Here is a 16,000-nt window from a genome sequence, read left to right as displayed (position 1 = left end):
ACATGCTGCCTCACCCGACCCACCCGGGTCACAGCACAACGTAACAACACGCAGTAACTGCACCTACGAACTTAAGGACACCGATGAGTAGTTCGGCCAAGCTTCGCGTCATTCAATGGGCGACGGGCGGTGTGGGCAAGGCCGCCATCGCCTGCGTGCTCAACCACCCGCGGCTCGAACTGGCCGGCTGTTGGGTGCACAGCGCGGAAAAGAACGGTGTCGACGTCGGCCGGATCATCGGAACGGAGGACCTTGGCGTAACCGCCACGTCGAGCATCGACGAGATTCTGGCGATGGACGCGGACTGCGTGATGTACAGCCCGCTGGTGCCCAACGACGACGAGGTCATCGCCATCCTGCGGTCCGGTAAGAACGTGGTCACCCCGGTCGGCTGGGTCTACCCGGATCCGGGCAACAAGCGACACCAAGCTGTTGCCGATGCCGCAGTGGAAAGCGGTGTGACCCTGCATGGTTCGGGCATTCACCCCGGTGGCATCACGGAGCGATTCCCGCTGATGATTTCCTCGCTCTCGTCCGCGGTCACCCACGTACGCGCCGAGGAGTTCTCCGACATCCGCACCTACAACGCACCGGATGTGGTGCGCCACATCATGGGTTTCGGCGGCACACCCGAAGAGGCCATGGGAGGACCCATGGCCAGCCTGCTCGAGGCCGGATTCAAGCAATCGGTGCGAATGATTGCCGATCACATGGGATTCCGCATCGATCCCAATATCAGGACCATACAAGACGTCGCGGTGGCGACCGCCGACATCGACTACGCTCCCTTCCCGATCACCACGGGCTCGGTGGCCGCGCGCCGGTTCCGTTGGCAGGCTCTCGTCGACGGCGAGCCCGTGATCACAGCCGCAGTCAACTGGCTGATGGGTGAGGAAAACCTGGACCCTGCATGGGATTTCGGCGGGATCGGCGAACGATTCGAGGTCGAGATCACCGGCGACCCAGACGTGAAACTGACTTTCAAAGGGCTGCAACCGGAGACCATCGAAGAGGGGCTGATCAAGAATCCGGGCGTGGTGGTCACCGCCAACCATTGCGTCAACGCCATCCCGGACGTCTGCCTGGCGGAGCCGGGTATCAAAACCTATCTGGATCTGCCGCTGTTCGCCGGGCGTCCGGCGCCCAATCTCGCGAAACCATCGTGACCGGCGAAAGCGTGCTCGACGACGTGTCGTTCTGCCACCTCGTCATCGGTGTGACCGACATGGACCGGGCGCTGGCGTTCTACCGGGGCCTGCTCGGGATGGAGATCGTCTTTGAGTCCCTGATATCCGGCGAGCCTTTCGACGCGGTGCTGCACGCCAGCCGCAAACAAGAGGGCCGCGTGGTCGGCGGCCTGCTGGGCGGACTGATGATCGAGCTGCTGTCTCTGGGCAGCGAACCGGCCACCGATCGCGCAGCTCGGCGTGGCATCACCGGCATCCACAACGTGTCGTTGTCGGTCACCGATCTGGACGACACCCACCGACGCGTCATCGCCGCCGGATACCCACCCGATCAAGAGCCGTTCGAGATCGGCGGAGTACGAATGTTTTTCGTGAAAGACCCGGACGGCACACCGGTGGAGTTCATAGAACTGCCCGACGGGGTGCGTAGCACCTACGAAATGCACCGCGGCGTACGGCTACAGATGGGACCCGTTACATGAGTTACACCCATTCCGATTCGATGCGCGGCCACGTCGCGATCATCACCGGCGCGGCTCAGGGCGTCGGCAAGGGCACCGCGACGGCACTGCTGGAACGCGGCGCGTCGGTGGTGCTGGCCGACATACAGGCCGACGTCTTGGACGCGACGGCCAACGAGCTCAAGGAATTGGGTCCGGTCGCCAGTGTGGTCGCCGACCTGCGCGATCCGGATAGCGCGCGGCGGATCACCGCCGCCGCGGTCGACGCCTTCGGCACCGTGCACGGGCTGGTCAACAATGCCATTGCCACCAACGAGCCCAAGGCATTCGTCGACATAACCCTCGAGGACTTCGCGCTCGGCCACGACGTCGGCCCTCGCGCGACCTTCCTGCTGATGCAGGCCGTGCACCCGTTGATGGTCGAGGCCGGCGGCGGGTCGATCGTCAACCTCGGCTCGGGGACGGGCACCGGCGGCGAACCCAAGTGGGGTGGCTATGCCACCGCCAAGGAAGGCATCCGCGGCTTGTCCAAGGTCGCGGCGCTGGAATGGGGACGCGACAACATCCGCGTCAACGTCATCTGCCCGTTCGCCGAGTCCGACGGCGTCAAGTTCTGGAAGTCGTTTGCGCCCAAGGAGTACGAGAAGGCCGTAGGGCGCGTTCCGATGAAGCGCATCGGCGACGTCCGCACCGATGTGGGAGCGCTGGTGGCGTTCCTGCTGGGCAGTGACGCCACGTTCATCACCGGTCAGACCATTCACGTCGACGGTGGGATCGGCTGCTTCCGGTGACCGGCGAGTCGCTGCGTGATCGCCAGCGGGCTCAGATCCGCGCCGATATCCGCCGCGCGGCGTTCCGGCTGTTTGTCGAACGCGGATACGACGCAGTAACCACCGAGGAGATCGCCACTGCCGCCGGCGTTTCGCCACGGACCTTCTTCCGGCATGTGCCGACCAAGGAGGAGCTGCTGCTGGCGCCGGTCCGCCACGGCGGCGCCGCGATCGTCAATCACCTGGAAAAGCGTCCCGCCGCCGAGGCGCCCGACGTTGCTCTGATCAACGCCATCATCACGCGGACCCAGTCGTTCGACCAAGCCGACTGCGAGGAGTGGCGCGCCGCCCTGCTGGTTGCTCCGGGCCTTCTCGACAAGGCAACGATTCACACTCTCGCTGACAAGGAGCGGGCGATGAAACTCGTCGCCGAACGCATGGGCGCCGACCCCGAAGCCGATATGCGGCCCGGGTTGCTGATCCAACTCGCCTTCGGTGCTGCCGATTTCGCGTTCCAGCAGTGGGTACTGCGGTCGGCCAACCGACAGCCGCTGGACCGCTATGTGATCGAGGCTCTCGAGGCGGTCAAGAGCAGCTACTGGAAGCAGACCCGCTCCACGGACTAGCTCCTCGAGATTCACCGCACAAACTACTGGCGGCCTGATTCGATATCTGTTTATATAGAAGAATGTCGAATCAACGCGGGGCGGGGTGCTGCCCGAGCCTCGGGGCGGCGCCGCTCAACGATTCGCAGGCCGCAACCTTGGCGACGATGTTCAAAGCGCTGAGTGACCCGGTACGTCTGCGACTGCTGAGCCTGATCGCCAGCCATCCCGGTGGGGAGGCTTGTGTGTGCGAGATCTCCGCGACATTCGATGTCTCCCAACCGACGATTTCTCACCACCTGAAACTGTTGCGCTCAGCGGGTCTGATCGACTGCGAGCGACGCGGCACCTGGGTGTACTACTGGGTGATTCCCGCTGCATTGGAGCAACTTTCGTCGGCATTGCAGGTCGACCACGCAGCCGACGCGACAGTGCAGTGCCGCCCATGACGGGGCCCCGGTCACAGACATCAGCCGCGGACACAGTCGCCCGGCTTTCGCTCCTGGACCGGATGCTTCCGGTATGGATCGGGGTGGCCATGGCGGCCGGTCTGCTGCTCGGCCGGGCGCTGCCCGGTTTGGGATCGGCGCTGAGCGCTGTCGAAATCGACGGCATCTCGCTGCCGATCGCGGCCGGCCTGCTGGTCATGATGTATCCGGTGCTGGCCAAGGTTCGTTATAACCAGCTCGGCGAGATCACCAGCGACCGCAAACTCATGATGTCCTCGTTGGTACTCAACTGGTTGATCGGCCCGGCAGTGATGTTCGCGTTGGCATGGCTGCTACTCGCCGACCTGCCCGCCTACCGCACCGGTCTGATCATCGTCGGGCTGGCGCGCTGCATTGCGATGGTGATCATTTGGAACGACTTGGCGTGCGGCGATCGCGAAGCCGCCGCCGTCCTGGTCGCGCTCAACTCGCTCTTCCAGGTGGCGATGTTCGCCGTCCTGGGGTGGTTCTATCTGTCGGTGCTGCCCGGCTGGCTGGGCTTGTCACAAACCGGTATCGCCGTCTCCCCCTGGGATATCGCCAAATCCGTGCTCGTCTTTCTCGGCATCCCGCTGCTCGCCGGGTACCTCTCACGCCGGCTAGGCGAACGAAGCAAGGGCCGTCGTTGGTATGAGACCCAGTTCCTTCCCCGTATCGGACCGTGGGCCTTGTACGGATTACTGTTCACCATCGTCATCCTGTTCGCGTTGCAAGGTCACCAAATCACCTCCCGGCCATGGGATGTAGCCCGCATCGCGATCCCGCTACTGGGCTACTTCGCGATCATGTGGGCCGGCGGGTACGCCCTCGGATTGGCACTGCGGCTCGGCTATGCGCGCACCACCACGTTGGCCTTCACCGCCGCCGGCAACAACTTCGAGCTGGCGATCGCCGTAGCGATCGGCACCTACGGTGTCGCGTCCGGGCAGGCTCTCGCCGGAGTGGTCGGACCGTTGATCGAAGTCCCCGTCCTGGTTGGGCTCGTCTACGTCTCCCTGGCGCTTCGGCGCCGGCTCTTCCGCGCGACGTCAGACGCGGGCAGGAGCGCCGGCCATGGCTGACAAGCCGAGTGTCCTATTCGTGTGTGTGCACAATGCCGGCCGCTCCCAAATGGCCGCGGCGCTGCTGATGCATCTGGCCGGAGACCGTATCGAAGTCCGTTCCGCGGGAACCGAACCCGCCGATCGCCTGAACCCCGTGGTGATCACGGCGATGTCCGAACTCGGAATCGACATCATCGCCCGGACCCCCACGCTTCTGACCGGCGAGGCCGTGCAGTCCAGCGACGTCGTGATCACGATGGGCTGTGGTGACGCGTGCCCGTATTTTCCCGGGGTCTCCTTCCGGGACTGGAAGCTGGCTGATCCTGCCGGCCAACCTCTGGAAACCGTCCGCACCATCCGCGACGACATCGCCCATCGCGTCAGGGCTCTGATCGCCGAACTCCTGCCGACCACCTCGATCAGATAACCGCACCCGAAGAAAGGAACCACCATGTCGCGTGTGCAGCTAGCCCTCAACGTCGACGATCTCGACGAGGCAATCGCCTTTTACTCCAAGCTCTTTGACACCGAGCCCGCCAAGGTCAAACCCGGCTACGCCAATTTCGCCATCACCTCGCCCCCACTCAAGCTGGTACTGATCGAAAACCCGGACCACGGCGGTACCCTGAACCACCTCGGCGTCGAAGTCGGCGACAGCGCCACGGTGCACGCCGAGATCGACCGGCTTACCAATGAAGGCCTGTTCACCGAGGAAGAGCTCGACAGCACCTGCTGCTTCGCAGCCCAGGACAAGGTGTGGGTCACCGGACCCAATGGTGAGCGGTGGGAGGTCTACACCGTCTTAGCCGACTCGGACACCTTCGGTCCCGGGACAGACGAAGCCTGCTGCACGGCCTCCTAGCGCCGACCGCGACTCACGCTTGCTTAAAGTACCTCGAGCACCTTTTCCGCCAGCGGTCCGGCCGAGGCGGGGTTTTGCCCGGTGTAAAGATTGCGGTCCGTCACCGTAAACGGCTTCCACATTTCGCCTTTGACGAAGTCGATGCCCAACTTCACCAGTTCGTCCTCGACCGTCCACGGCGCCTTTTCGAGGAGTCCGACACCGTCCTCTTCGTCGTTGGTGAAGGCCGTGACCCGGTAGCCCACGAAGGGCGAAGTGCCCTCGCGGCGGGTGGCCAGGATGGCGGCCGGCGCATGGCAGACGATCGCCAACGGCTTGCCTGAGGCAAGCGCGGCAATCAACAGGCGGCCGGAATCGGCATCACGCCATAGGTCTTCCATCGGGCCGTGCCCACCGGGGTAATAGATGGCGTCGTAATCGTCCAGGCGCGCGTTGGCCAGCTGGATTGGCGCACGCAGCTGTTCGGCGGAACGCAGGATTCCTTCCAGCTTTTCGGCGATCTCGACGCTGCCGGCCATCGACGGCCGCAGGCTCATCACGTCTACGTACGGCACGGTGCCGCCGGGCGTGGCCACCACGATCTGGTGGCCAGCCCGGCTAAGCGCGTCGTACGGGGCCGCAAATTCCTCGGCCCAGTAGCCGGTCGGATGGCGGCTGCCGTCGTTCAGTGTCCAGTAGCTCGATGCGGTGACGACGAACAGAACTTTTGCCATCAGACGGTCACTTCCCTTGTCACAGCAGCCCCGCACGCGGGTATTCGGTGTGGGTCCCGCCGGCAGTCAAGCGAAGTTAACCCTAGAACCAGACTTTGCGGCCGGCAACCGGACGTCCGACCGCTCCCAAGATCCACAAGACCACGCCGATCAGCACCAGGATGCCGCCGATGGTTTCCAGAATCGGTATAGCGGCGAAATACCCGATGACAACAAGAATGATGCCGAGGATAATCACGTCGTGCCCCTTTCTATTGGGCGTCAGTAGAATTGATCCCCAACCGACTACCCCGGCACGAATACGTTCAATCAGACATTCGCCGATTCGTCTCCTAGCTGCGCCCTTTGACCAGCTCGGCGCGCGCCAGTGTCTGTTGCGCCTGCTTCACGTGAGCGGCGTCGACCAGCACCCCGTTGACTCCGACCGCACCGCGGCCCTCGGCTTCGGCCTCCCGGTAGGCGGCCACATTGGCTTCGGCGCGGGAGATCTCGTCGGCGGTCGGCGCGTAAACAGCATTGGCGACGGGCACCTGGTCGGGATGGATGGCCCACTTGCCGGTGTAGCCGAGCAGCGACGCGCGCCGCGCGTCACGCTCGTATCCGGCCAGGTCTCGGTAGTCGGGGTAGGGGGCGTCGATGGCGTCTATGCCGGCGATGCGTGCGGCGACGATTACCTTGTTACGCGCATAAGCCCAGAATTCGCCGGGGTATTCGCCGAGCGGGACGAAGTTGGTGTCCACCCGCGCACCCTGCGACAGGGAGAAGTCACCGACCCCGAAGATCAGGGCGTCCAGGCGAGGGCTGGCCGCGGCGATCTCCTCGGCGTTGGCCAAGCCCTGCACCTCCTCGATCAGAACTTCGAGCCGAATGCGGTTGCTCAGGCCAAGTTTCGACTCCAACTGAGTGAGCAGGACGTCCACCCACCAGATATCGCGAGCGGTACGGGCTTTCGGGATGATGATCGTGTCGAGGTTCTCGCCCGCCCCGGTGACGACGTCGATGACGTCGTCGTGACACCACTGAGTGTCCAGGCCGTTGATCCGGATAGCGCGTGCGGTGCGCCCCCAGTCGATATCATTGAGCGCCGCAATAACTTTGGCACGCGACTGGACTTTGGCGCCGACGGGTGTCGCATCCTCGAGATCGAGGAACACCAGATCGGCGCCGCACTTGGCGCCCTTCTCGAACATGTTGTCGTTGCACGCGGGCACCGCGAGTTCGGAACGACGGAGAAGATCAGTCATCGATTTCCTTCTGTCACATCACGCCGCGGGTACGCAGATCGTTAATCTCGTTGGGAGTCAAACCGAGTAGCTCTCCATAAACTTCGTTATTGTGTTCACCGAGGCCCGGTCCAAGATGGCCCACCGTTGCTGACGCCGACGAGAAGCGCGGAACCGGGGCCTGCACCGTCATCGAACCGAGCTGCTCGTCGGCGACCGAGATGAAAACCCCCCGATGGGTCAGCTGCTCGTCGGCGACCAGATCCCGTATGTCGTAGACCGGTGCCGCGGCCACCTCGTGGGCCTCGAAAGTCTCCATCGCCTCCGAAAGAGTCTTGCTGGCAACCCAATCCGCTACCACATCATCCACCTCCCGGGCCCGGACCAGCCGCCGCTGGGGGTCGGAGAAGTCGGGGTGCGACAGCAGGTCGTCTCTGCCGATGGCGCGAAACACCCTTAGCGCCAACGCCGGTGAACTGCCGGACATGGCCAGCCACCGCCCGTCCGCGGTGCGGTAGGTGTTGCGCGGAGCCGAAATGTCCCAGCGATTGCCGGCGCGCTCGGGCACCAAACCCAACTGGTCGTAGCCCAGCAGCGTCTGCTCCAGCAGGCGAGCCAGCGGGTCGATCAGGTTGACGTCGATCAGCTGCCCCGGCGCACCGTGTACGTCGCGGTGATACAACGCCATCATGACCGCGTAAGTGGCGTTCAGCGAGGCGACGCCGTCGGCCAACATGAACGGCGGCAACGTGGGCGGTCCGCCTGCTTGTCCGGTGACGTGCGCGAACCCGCTCATCGCCTCGCCGAGCGTGCCGAAGCCCGGGCGCTCACTCTTCGGTCCGGTCAACCCGTACCCGGTGATGTGCAGCATCACGATCCGGTCGTTCACCGCACGCAAGTTCTCGTAGTCCAGCCCCCATTTGCGCAACGTCTGCGGCCGGGTGTTGAAGATGGCGACGTCGACATGATCGACCAGCCGGCGCACCATCGCCTGACCCTCGGCGCACCGCAGGTCCAGGGTGATCGCTCGCTTGTTGCGCGACAAGGACTTCCACATCAGCCCGACATCCTCGCGCTGATTGCCCCAGCCGCGGATCGGGTCGCCATTCCGCGGGTCTTCGACCTTGATCACATCGGCGCCGAATTCGCCCAGGTACGTCGCGACCAACGGTGCGGCCGCCAGCGTCGCGAGGTCGAGCACTCGCACACCCTCAAGCATGTGCACCGGCAGCCACCCTGCTATTCGAAGGCCGTTGCAGCCCAAGGTGTCCCCGCAAGGTCGAGGACTCGTACGCGGTGCGGAACAGGCCGCGTCGCTGCAGCTCCGGAACCACCATCCGCACAACGTCTTCGAATGCCCCGGGCAGATGCGTTGCCGCCAGGACGAAGCCGTCGCACGCACCGCTTTCGAACCAGTCCGTCATCTGATCGGCGACCTGCTCGCCGGTGCCGACGAATCGCGGTCCCTGCAGCAGGGTCGCGCGGTGTCCGGCCAGATCGCGCACGGTCACAGGGCGGCCGCCACCCTGAGAAGAAATGTGGGAGCGCAGGTTCTGCACCAGTCCCCGGATTCCCGACGACGACGCGATCAGCTCGTCGGTGACAGGATCGTCCAGATCATGTTGCGCGAAGTCGTAATTCATCAACTCCGACAACAGTGTCAGTGATGCCGTAGGGTGCACCAGTTCGTTGAGGAACAGAGCTTCGCGCTCCTTGGCATGGGCCTCGGATTCGCCCACCACAGCGTAGGCCATCGGGCAGATCCGGACCGCGGCCGGATCGCGCCCGGCATCGGCGATGCGCTCCTTCTGGTCGGCGTAGTGACTGCGTGCGACCTCGATCCCCGGATCTCCGGTGAAGATCAATTCCGCCCAGTGCGAAGCGAATTCGCGCCCGCGCCCCGACGATCCGGCCTGGATGATGACCGGTCGACCCTGCGGGGTACGCGGCACGGTCAACGGCCCGCGCGACGAGAAGTACTGCCCGACATGGCCAAGCTCGTGCACCTTGCCCGGATCGCCGTAGTGTCCGGAGGCCCGGTCGTGCAGGATCGCGTCGTCCTCCCAGGTGTCCCAGAGCCCGGCGACGACGTCCATGAACTCGTCGGCCCGGTCGTAGCGTTCGTCGTGGCCGAGATGGGCGTCGACGCCGAAGTTCTGCGCCTCGCTGTCGTTGACGGAGGTGACCACGTTCCAGGCGGCCCGACCGCCGGACAGGTGGTCCAGCGTGGCGAAGGTTCGCGCTACGTGGAACGGCTGGTAGTACGTGGTCGAGTAGGTCGCGCCGAGGCCGATGCGCGACGTGGCCTGCGCCAGCACGCCGAGCACGATGCTGAGGTCGAGCTTGACCGGGCGGGCGCCGTAGGACACCGCCTCGGCCACCGAACCCCCGTAGACCCCCGGCATCGCCAGACGGTCGTCGAAGAACATCAGATCGAAGCAGCCTTCTTCGAGCTGGCGAGCAATCTTGGCGTAGTACGACGCGTCGAGGTAACCGTGTTCGGTCGCCGGGTGTCGCCACGATCCGGCGTATACGGAGGTGCTGCCCGCCTGCATGAAAGCAACCAGGGCCATCTTGTCTTGTCGTCGATCGGCCATATCCGAAACCTAACATCTGATATTTCAGATATCAAATGTGAGATGGGTCATTTGATAGCATGCCGGGATGGCTTCGATCTCGAAGATCGACATCTCCGGCACCGTGCGCGAACGGGCCGCCCGCGAACTCAGGGACCGCATCCTGACCGGCGCCTTGTCCGCCGGCACGCGCGTCGACCTCGACGCCATCACCGAGGAGTTCGCGACCAGCCGGACCCCGGTCCGCGAGGCGTTGCTGGAACTCTCCTTCGAGGGCCTGGTCCAGATCGCGCCGCGCAGCGGCATCACCGTGATCGGCATCAGCCCCACCGACGTCATGGACAGTTTCACCATCCTGGGCGTCCTCACCGGACAGGCCGCCGCCTGGGCCGCCCAGCGCATCGAACCGGGCGAGCTCGAGATGCTGCGCGAGCTCGCCGCGGATGTGGTCGCGCGCTCCGGTGACGACAGCATCGGGGAAGCCAACTGGCACTTTCACCAGAAAATCCACCGCGCCGCGCACTCCCCGAGGTTGATGACGCAGATCAAACAAGCCGCGCGGGTCGTGCCGAGCAACTTCCTCACCCTGTTTCCCGACCACGAGAAACATTCGCTCGACGAGCACCAGGAGCTGCTCGACGCACTCGGCGACCAGGACGTCGAACGGTCCCGCGCGATCGCAGAGCGCCATGTGCTGGACGCGGGGCGCTCGCTGGCCGACTGGCTCGAGCAGCGCCGCACCGCCTGAGACCCAACCGGGGTGTCACACGCCGCGAGCGCTTGCCCGCGCGGCGCCGGGATTTGAGTATTTTCGTGGGGTGCCATCGACTTCTGGGCCTCCTGTCCCCGCACGAGTCCCAGCGCAGTACACGCTGTCGACCGCCGCGCCGAGCCCGCGCACGCTGATCGACATCCTGTACGCGACCGCTGCGCGCTACCCGGACGCGACGGCCATCGATGACGGCGCCGTGCAGCTCACCTACAGCGAGCTGATCGGCGACATCGAGGCCAGCGTGCAGTGGCTGGCCGCCCGGGGTATCGGGCGCGGCGATCGGCTTGGGATCCGGATGCCGTCGGGCAGCTACGCCCTCTACGTGGCCATCCTGGCGACGCTGGCCACCGGCGCGGCATACGTGCCCGTCGATGCCGACGATCCCGACGAACGCGCCGAGTTGGTGTTCGGCGAGGCCGGCGTCGTGGGCGTCATCACCGAGGCGGGCCTACTGCGCGGCGTCGGGTTGTCGCGGGGCTGGCGGGCCACCGCGCCGCTGGCTCGCGACGACGCCTGGATCATCTTTACGTCCGGATCGACCGGCACGCCAAAAGGTGTCGCGGTGACGCACCGCAGCGCCGCAGCGTTCGTCGATGCCGAGGCACAGATGTTCTTGCAGGACAACCCGATTGGGCCCGGTGACCGCGTATTGGCCGGGCTGTCGGTGGCTTTCGATGCGTCATGCGAGGAAATGTGGCTGGCCTGGCGTCACGGTGCCTGCCTGGTTCCCGCGCCGCGCTCGCTGGTGCGCAGCGGGATGGACCTCGGCCCCTGGCTGGTCACCCGGGACGTGACCGTGGTCTCGACGGTGCCCGCGCTGGCCGCGCTGTGGCCCAGCGAGGCGCTGGAAGCGGTGCGGCTGTTGATCTTTGGCGGTGAGGCCTGCCCACCGGAGCTGGTCGAGCGGCTCGCCGTCGACGGCCGCGAAGTGTGGAACACCTACGGTCCGACCGAGGCCACGGTGGTCGCCTGCGCGGCCAAGCTCGGCGGCAGCGGACCGATCCCCATCGGGCTGCCGCTGCCCGGCTGGGACCTGGCCGTCGTCGACGCCGACTGCCTGCCGGTCGCCTACGGCGACGTCGGCGAGCTGGTGATCGGTGGCGTCGGGCTGGCCCGCTATCTGGACAAGGACAAGGAAGCCGAGAAGTACGCGGCGATGCCGTCGCTGGGCTGGTCACGGGCCTACCGCAGCGGCGACCTGGTTCGGCTGGAACGCGACGGGCTGTACTTCTGCGGCCGCAGCGACGACCAGGTCAAGGTCGGGGGCCGGCGCATCGAGCTGGGCGAGGTCGACTCGGCGTTGGTGCATCTGCCCGGTGTCAGCGGCGGGGCGGCCGCGGTGCGCCATACCGCAACCGGCACAGCGGTTTTGGTCGGCTATCTGGTCAGCGCGGATCCGGAGTTCGACCTGGGCGAGGCGCGCGCCCGGCTCGCCGCGCAGCTGCCCGCCTCGCTGGTGCCGCGACTGGTCCGGGTCGACGAGCTGCCCACCCGCACGTCGGGCAAGGTCGACCGCGACGCGCTGCCGTGGCCGCCGCCGGGTGGCGAGTCGGACGAGGCAATCGATCTGGGCGGCACGACGGGCTGGCTCGCCGGGCTATGGCGCGACTTGCTGGGTGCGCCGGTCGACACTGTCGAGGCGGACTTCTTCGCGCTCGGCGGCGGCTCGCTGGCCGCCGCACAGCTCGTCGCCGTGCTCCGCCAGCAGTACCCGCAGGTGACCGTTGCCGATCTGTACGACCACCCCCGGCTGGGTTCACTCGCCGGGTTCCTCGACGAACTCGAGGCGCCACCGCAGGTCGCCGAGCGCGCGGTCCGGCCGACACCGTGGCTGACGCGACTCACGCAAACGGTGCTCGCCGTGCCGCTGGCGACACTGGCGGCGCTGCCGTGGTTGACGTGGCTGGCGCTGGGCAACAACGTCGCCCGCGCCTGGCACGTAGTGCCGTGGGCGGTGGCGGTGAACTGGTGGCTGATCGCGGTGGCATTCGTCGCCTTCGTTACCCCGTTGGGCCGCATGGGCATAGCGGTGCTGTGTGCGCGGGTCTTGCTGTCGAAGGTGCGGCCGGGCACTTATCGTCGCGGCGGGTCGGTGCATCTGCGGATCTGGTTCACCGAACGGCTCGCCGAAGCCAGCGGCGCGCACAATCTGTCCGGGGCTCCGTGGCTGGTGTACTACGCCCGCGCCCTCGGGGCCGACATCGGCAAGGGTGTCGACCTGCATTCGTTGCCGCCGGTCACCGGGTTGCTCACCCTGGGTCACCGCAGCGCCGTTGAACCCGAAGTCGACCTGTGCGGTCACTGGATCGACGGGGACGCATTCCATGTCGGCGAAATCACGATCGGTGACGACGCGACGATCGGCGCCCGCAGCACTCTGCTGCCCGGTGCGGTCGTCGGCAAGAACGCCGACGTGGCACCGGGCGCGGGCGTGCTGGACAAGATCAAGAACGGCCAGTACTGGAAGGGCTCACCGGCGGTGAAGTCCGGCCGGGTCAACCACCCCTGGCCGGACGAACGGCCGTCGCGCCGCACGCATTGGGTCGCGATGTACGGGCTGACGTCGGTGCTGCTGGGGGCGCTGCCGCTGGTCGCGGTGGCGAGCGGGCTGGCGGTCATCGGGCTGGCCGTGCACCACACCGATCGCCTCTCGCAGGCCGTGCTGCCGGCGCTGCTGTGGACACCGGTCGCGACGCTGACCGCGCTTGTGGTGTACGCGCTGTTGACGGTGCTCGGAGTGCGTGTGTTGTCGCTCGGACTGCGCGAGGGCTATCACCCGGTGCGCAGCCGCTCCGGCTGGCAGCTGTGGGCCACCGAACGCCTGATGGACGCCGCGCGCAACTACCTGTTCCCGCTGTACGCCAGCCTGTTGACACCGACGTGGCTGCGGTTGCTGGGCGCGAAAGTCGGCCAGGGGACCGAGATCTCGACGGTGTTGCTGACGCCGAAGTTCACGGTGATCGAGGACGGTGCATTTTTGGCCGACGACACGATGGTGGCGTCCTACGAGCTGGGCGGCGGCTGGATCTACGCGGCGACGACGACCGTTGGCCGGCGGGCGTTCCTCGGAAACTCCGGCATCACCCAGCCCGGTCGCCGTGTTCCCGACGACGGCCTGGTGGCGGTGCTGTCCGCCGCGCCGCCCAAGGCCAAGCGTGGCTCGTCCTGGCTGGGCAGCCCGCCCATGCGGTTGCGCCGCCGTCCGGCCGAGGCCGACACGGCGACCACCTACGACCCGCCGCAACGCCTGAAGGCGATGCGGGCGTTGGTGGAGACGTTGCGGTTGCTGCCGGTGATCGTGTCGGTGGCGATCGGTCTTGCCGTGCTGGGCGGATTACAGGCGCTGACAAGGATATTCGGCATCTGGTGGGCGGCGCTGAGCTCCGGGCTGGTGTTCCTGGCAGCGGGTGCGATCGCCGGTGGCATCACGATCGTCGCGAAATGGCTTCTGGTGGGCCGCATCAAGACGAGCGAATACCCGCTGTGGTCGTCGTTCGTGTGGCGCAACGAAGTCGCCGATACGTTCGTTGAAACCGTGGCCGCGCCGTGGTTCGCCCGGGCCGCGAGCGGCACGCCGGTCCTGAATCTGTGGCTGCGAGCATTGGGCGCCCGGATCGGGCGTGGCGTCTGGTGTGAATCCTACTGGCTTCCTGAGGCGGATCTCGTCACGCTGGGCGACGGGGCCACCGTCAATCGCGGCTGCGTGGTGCAGACACATCTGTTCCACGACCGGATCATGCGAATGGACAGTGTGGTGCTGGAACCCGGCGCGACGTTGGGTCCGCATTGTGTGGCGTTGCCCGCCGCCCGGCTCGGCGCCGGCGCGACCGTCGGACCCGCGTCTCTGGTGGTGCGCGGCGACGAGGTGCCGGGATCGACACGATGGCAGGGTAATCCGATCAGGCCGTGGAATCCGAGCCGTAAGAAGGCGCGTAAGGCCGCCGCTGGGCGCGGCGTCCAGGACACCGCGGCGTGAAAGCTTCCGCGAAGAAGGCGCTGCCGCCCGATGCCGTCGACGAGTACCTGCCGAACAACGGCAGCTCCGGGTACCAGGTGTCACGCTATGAGCTGGATCTGGAATACAAGGTCGCGCTGAACCGGCTGTCCGGCTCGGCTACCATCACCGCCGTCACGCTGACGGAATTGCAGCAGCTGACGCTCGACCTGGCAAGCGCCTTAACGGTGTCGAAGGTGTCGGTGAACGGCAAGCGCGTTGACCAATTCTCTTGCCGTGCCGGCAAATTGCGTATCCGGCTGGGCGCGAAGCTGCCGACGGGGGCCGCGATGTCGATCGTGGTGCGATACGGCGGCTCGCCGCGCCCAATTCGTTCGCTGTGGGGCAACGTCGGTTTCGAAGAGCTTACCGACGGCGTGCTCGTCGCGTCCCAGCCGAACGGCGCCGCGTCGTGGTTTCCCTGCAACGACCACCCCAGCGCCAAAGCCGCGTTTCATCTTCAGATCAGCACCGAAAGCCGGTACCGGGTGATCGCCAACGGACAGTTGCTCTCGCGCCGGGCCCGCGCCTCGCGGACGGTATGGACCTACGAGCAGCGCGAGCCGACATCGACCTACCTGATCACGCTACAGATCGGCGACTACGAGGTCCGGCGGCTGGCGCGCACGCCGGTGCCGATACAGGCCGCACTCCCCCAGCGGCTGCGCCGCGACTTCGACCACGACTTCGCGCGCCAGCCCGAGATGATGAAGTTGTTCATCGAGCTGTTCGGGCCATATCCGCTGGCCACTGGGTACACGGTGGTGGTGACCGATGATCCGCTGGAGATACCCCTTGAAGCCCAAGGCATTTCGATCTTCGGCGCCAACCATTGCGACGGCACACGGTCCAGCGAACGGCTGATCGCCCATGAACTGGCGCATCAGTGGTTCGGCAACTCGGTGACCGCGGGCCAGTGGCGCGATATCTGGCTGCACGAAGGATTCGCGTGTTACGCGGAATGGTTGTGGTCCGAGCGCAGCGGCGGTCCCAGCGCCGATGAACTCGCGCAGCTGCATCACACGCAGCTGCGGACCAAGCCGCAGGACCTGGTCTTGACTGATCCGGGAGCACGCCACATGTTCGACGACCGCGTGTACAAGCGCGGCGCGCTGACCCTGCACGCGCTGCGCGGACGGCTGGGTAGCGATAATTTCTTTGCACTGCTTAAGGATTGGACGTCGCGGTATCGCCACGGCACCGCCGTCACGGACGACTTCACCGGCCTGGCAGGCAATTACTCAGACGAGTCGCTGCGGCCGCTGTGGGAGGCGTGGTTGTACTCGACGGCAGTGCCGTGACGATT

At 66.0% G+C, this 16,000-nt stretch carries 14 protein-coding genes and 1 pseudogene; 10 read left to right on the top strand and 5 right to left on the bottom strand.

Annotated elements, in window-relative coordinates; genetic code table 11:
- Positions 1-83 precede the first annotated feature (83 nt).
- The 7 genes and pseudogenes from ACAG21_RS19170 (at position 84) to ACAG21_RS19140 (ending at position 5,416) form a co-directional block, all read left to right on the top strand.
- Positions 84-1,166: a dihydrodipicolinate reductase gene (locus ACAG21_RS19170; protein ID WP_370497820.1), complete on the top strand. Its 1,083-nt coding sequence runs from the start codon at positions 84-86 to the stop codon at positions 1,164-1,166.
- On the top strand, positions 1,163-1,669 hold the full coding sequence (locus ACAG21_RS19165; protein ID WP_370497819.1) for a VOC family protein: 507 nt from the start codon (positions 1,163-1,165) through the stop codon (positions 1,667-1,669). Before ACAG21_RS19170 ends, ACAG21_RS19165 begins: the two co-directional genes overlap by 4 nt.
- Entirely contained in the window at positions 1,666-2,439 is a 774-nt protein-coding gene (locus ACAG21_RS19160; protein ID WP_370497818.1) for an SDR family NAD(P)-dependent oxidoreductase, read from the top strand. Before ACAG21_RS19165 ends, ACAG21_RS19160 begins: the two co-directional genes overlap by 4 nt.
- The gene (locus ACAG21_RS19155) at positions 2,436-3,044 is read left to right on the top strand and encodes a TetR/AcrR family transcriptional regulator (protein ID WP_370497817.1); all 609 of its coding nucleotides are present in this window, start codon (positions 2,436-2,438) and stop codon (positions 3,042-3,044) included. Before ACAG21_RS19160 ends, ACAG21_RS19155 begins: the two co-directional genes overlap by 4 nt.
- Before the next feature lie 62 nt (positions 3,045-3,106).
- On the top strand, positions 3,107-3,472 hold the full coding sequence (locus ACAG21_RS19150) for an ArsR/SmtB family transcription factor (protein WP_370497816.1): 366 nt from the start codon (positions 3,107-3,109) through the stop codon (positions 3,470-3,472).
- A pseudogene (gene arsB, locus ACAG21_RS19145) lies at positions 3,469-4,981 on the top strand (ACR3 family arsenite efflux transporter). Before ACAG21_RS19150 ends, arsB begins: the two are co-directional and overlap by 4 nt.
- A 24-nt stretch (positions 4,982-5,005) precedes the next feature.
- On the top strand, positions 5,006-5,416 hold the full coding sequence (locus ACAG21_RS19140) for an ArsI/CadI family heavy metal resistance metalloenzyme (protein WP_370497815.1): 411 nt from the start codon (positions 5,006-5,008) through the stop codon (positions 5,414-5,416).
- Positions 5,417-5,439: 23 nt separating this feature from the next.
- Here ACAG21_RS19140 and ACAG21_RS19135 read toward each other — a convergent pair whose 3' ends face one another.
- The 5 genes from ACAG21_RS19135 to ACAG21_RS19115 form a co-directional block, all read right to left on the bottom strand.
- Positions 5,440-6,129: a type 1 glutamine amidotransferase domain-containing protein gene (locus tag ACAG21_RS19135; RefSeq protein WP_370497814.1), complete on the bottom strand. Its 690-nt coding sequence runs from the start codon at positions 6,127-6,129 to the stop codon at positions 5,440-5,442.
- A gap of 82 nt (positions 6,130-6,211) precedes the next feature.
- Positions 6,212-6,367 carry a hypothetical protein gene (locus tag ACAG21_RS19130; RefSeq protein ID WP_096290506.1) on the bottom strand — a complete coding sequence of 52 codons (156 nt, stop codon included), beginning with the start codon at positions 6,365-6,367 and terminating at the stop codon, positions 6,212-6,214.
- A gap of 94 nt (positions 6,368-6,461) precedes the next feature.
- Positions 6,462-7,373 carry a CoA ester lyase gene (locus ACAG21_RS19125; protein ID WP_370497813.1) on the bottom strand — a complete coding sequence of 304 codons (912 nt, stop codon included), beginning with the start codon at positions 7,371-7,373 and terminating at the stop codon, positions 6,462-6,464.
- A 13-nt stretch (positions 7,374-7,386) separates the two neighbouring features.
- Positions 7,387-8,571 (bottom strand): CaiB/BaiF CoA transferase family protein, encoded by a 1,185-nt coding sequence (locus tag ACAG21_RS19120; protein WP_370497840.1) that lies wholly within the window; start codon positions 8,569-8,571, stop codon positions 7,387-7,389.
- The gene (locus ACAG21_RS19115; RefSeq protein WP_370497812.1) at positions 8,564-9,949 is read right to left on the bottom strand and encodes an LLM class flavin-dependent oxidoreductase; all 1,386 of its coding nucleotides are present in this window, start codon (positions 9,947-9,949) and stop codon (positions 8,564-8,566) included. The genes ACAG21_RS19120 and ACAG21_RS19115 overlap by 8 nt, the downstream gene beginning before the upstream one ends.
- Positions 9,950-10,016: 67 nt before the next feature.
- Between ACAG21_RS19115 and ACAG21_RS19110 the strand changes: the two genes are divergently transcribed.
- The 3 genes from ACAG21_RS19110 (at position 10,017) to ACAG21_RS19100 (ending at position 15,995) form a co-directional block, all read left to right on the top strand.
- Positions 10,017-10,676 carry a GntR family transcriptional regulator gene (locus ACAG21_RS19110; RefSeq protein WP_370497811.1) on the top strand — a complete coding sequence of 220 codons (660 nt, stop codon included), beginning with the start codon at positions 10,017-10,019 and terminating at the stop codon, positions 10,674-10,676.
- 70 nt (positions 10,677-10,746) lie between these two features.
- A complete protein-coding gene (locus ACAG21_RS19105; RefSeq protein ID WP_370497810.1) occupies positions 10,747-14,676 on the top strand; it encodes a Pls/PosA family non-ribosomal peptide synthetase in 3,930 nt (1,309 codons plus the stop codon).
- The gene (locus tag ACAG21_RS19100) at positions 14,673-15,995 is read left to right on the top strand and encodes a M1 family metallopeptidase (RefSeq protein WP_370497809.1); all 1,323 of its coding nucleotides are present in this window, start codon (positions 14,673-14,675) and stop codon (positions 15,993-15,995) included. Before ACAG21_RS19105 ends, ACAG21_RS19100 begins: the two co-directional genes overlap by 4 nt.
- Positions 15,996-16,000 lie beyond the last annotated feature (5 nt).

This window comes from Mycobacterium sp. pR1184, from assembly GCF_041287235.1.
Lineage (GTDB): Bacteria > Actinomycetota > Actinomycetes > Mycobacteriales > Mycobacteriaceae > Mycobacterium.
Note: the sequence above shows the minus strand (reverse complement) of the source record. Positions and strands in the feature narration are given on the sequence as shown.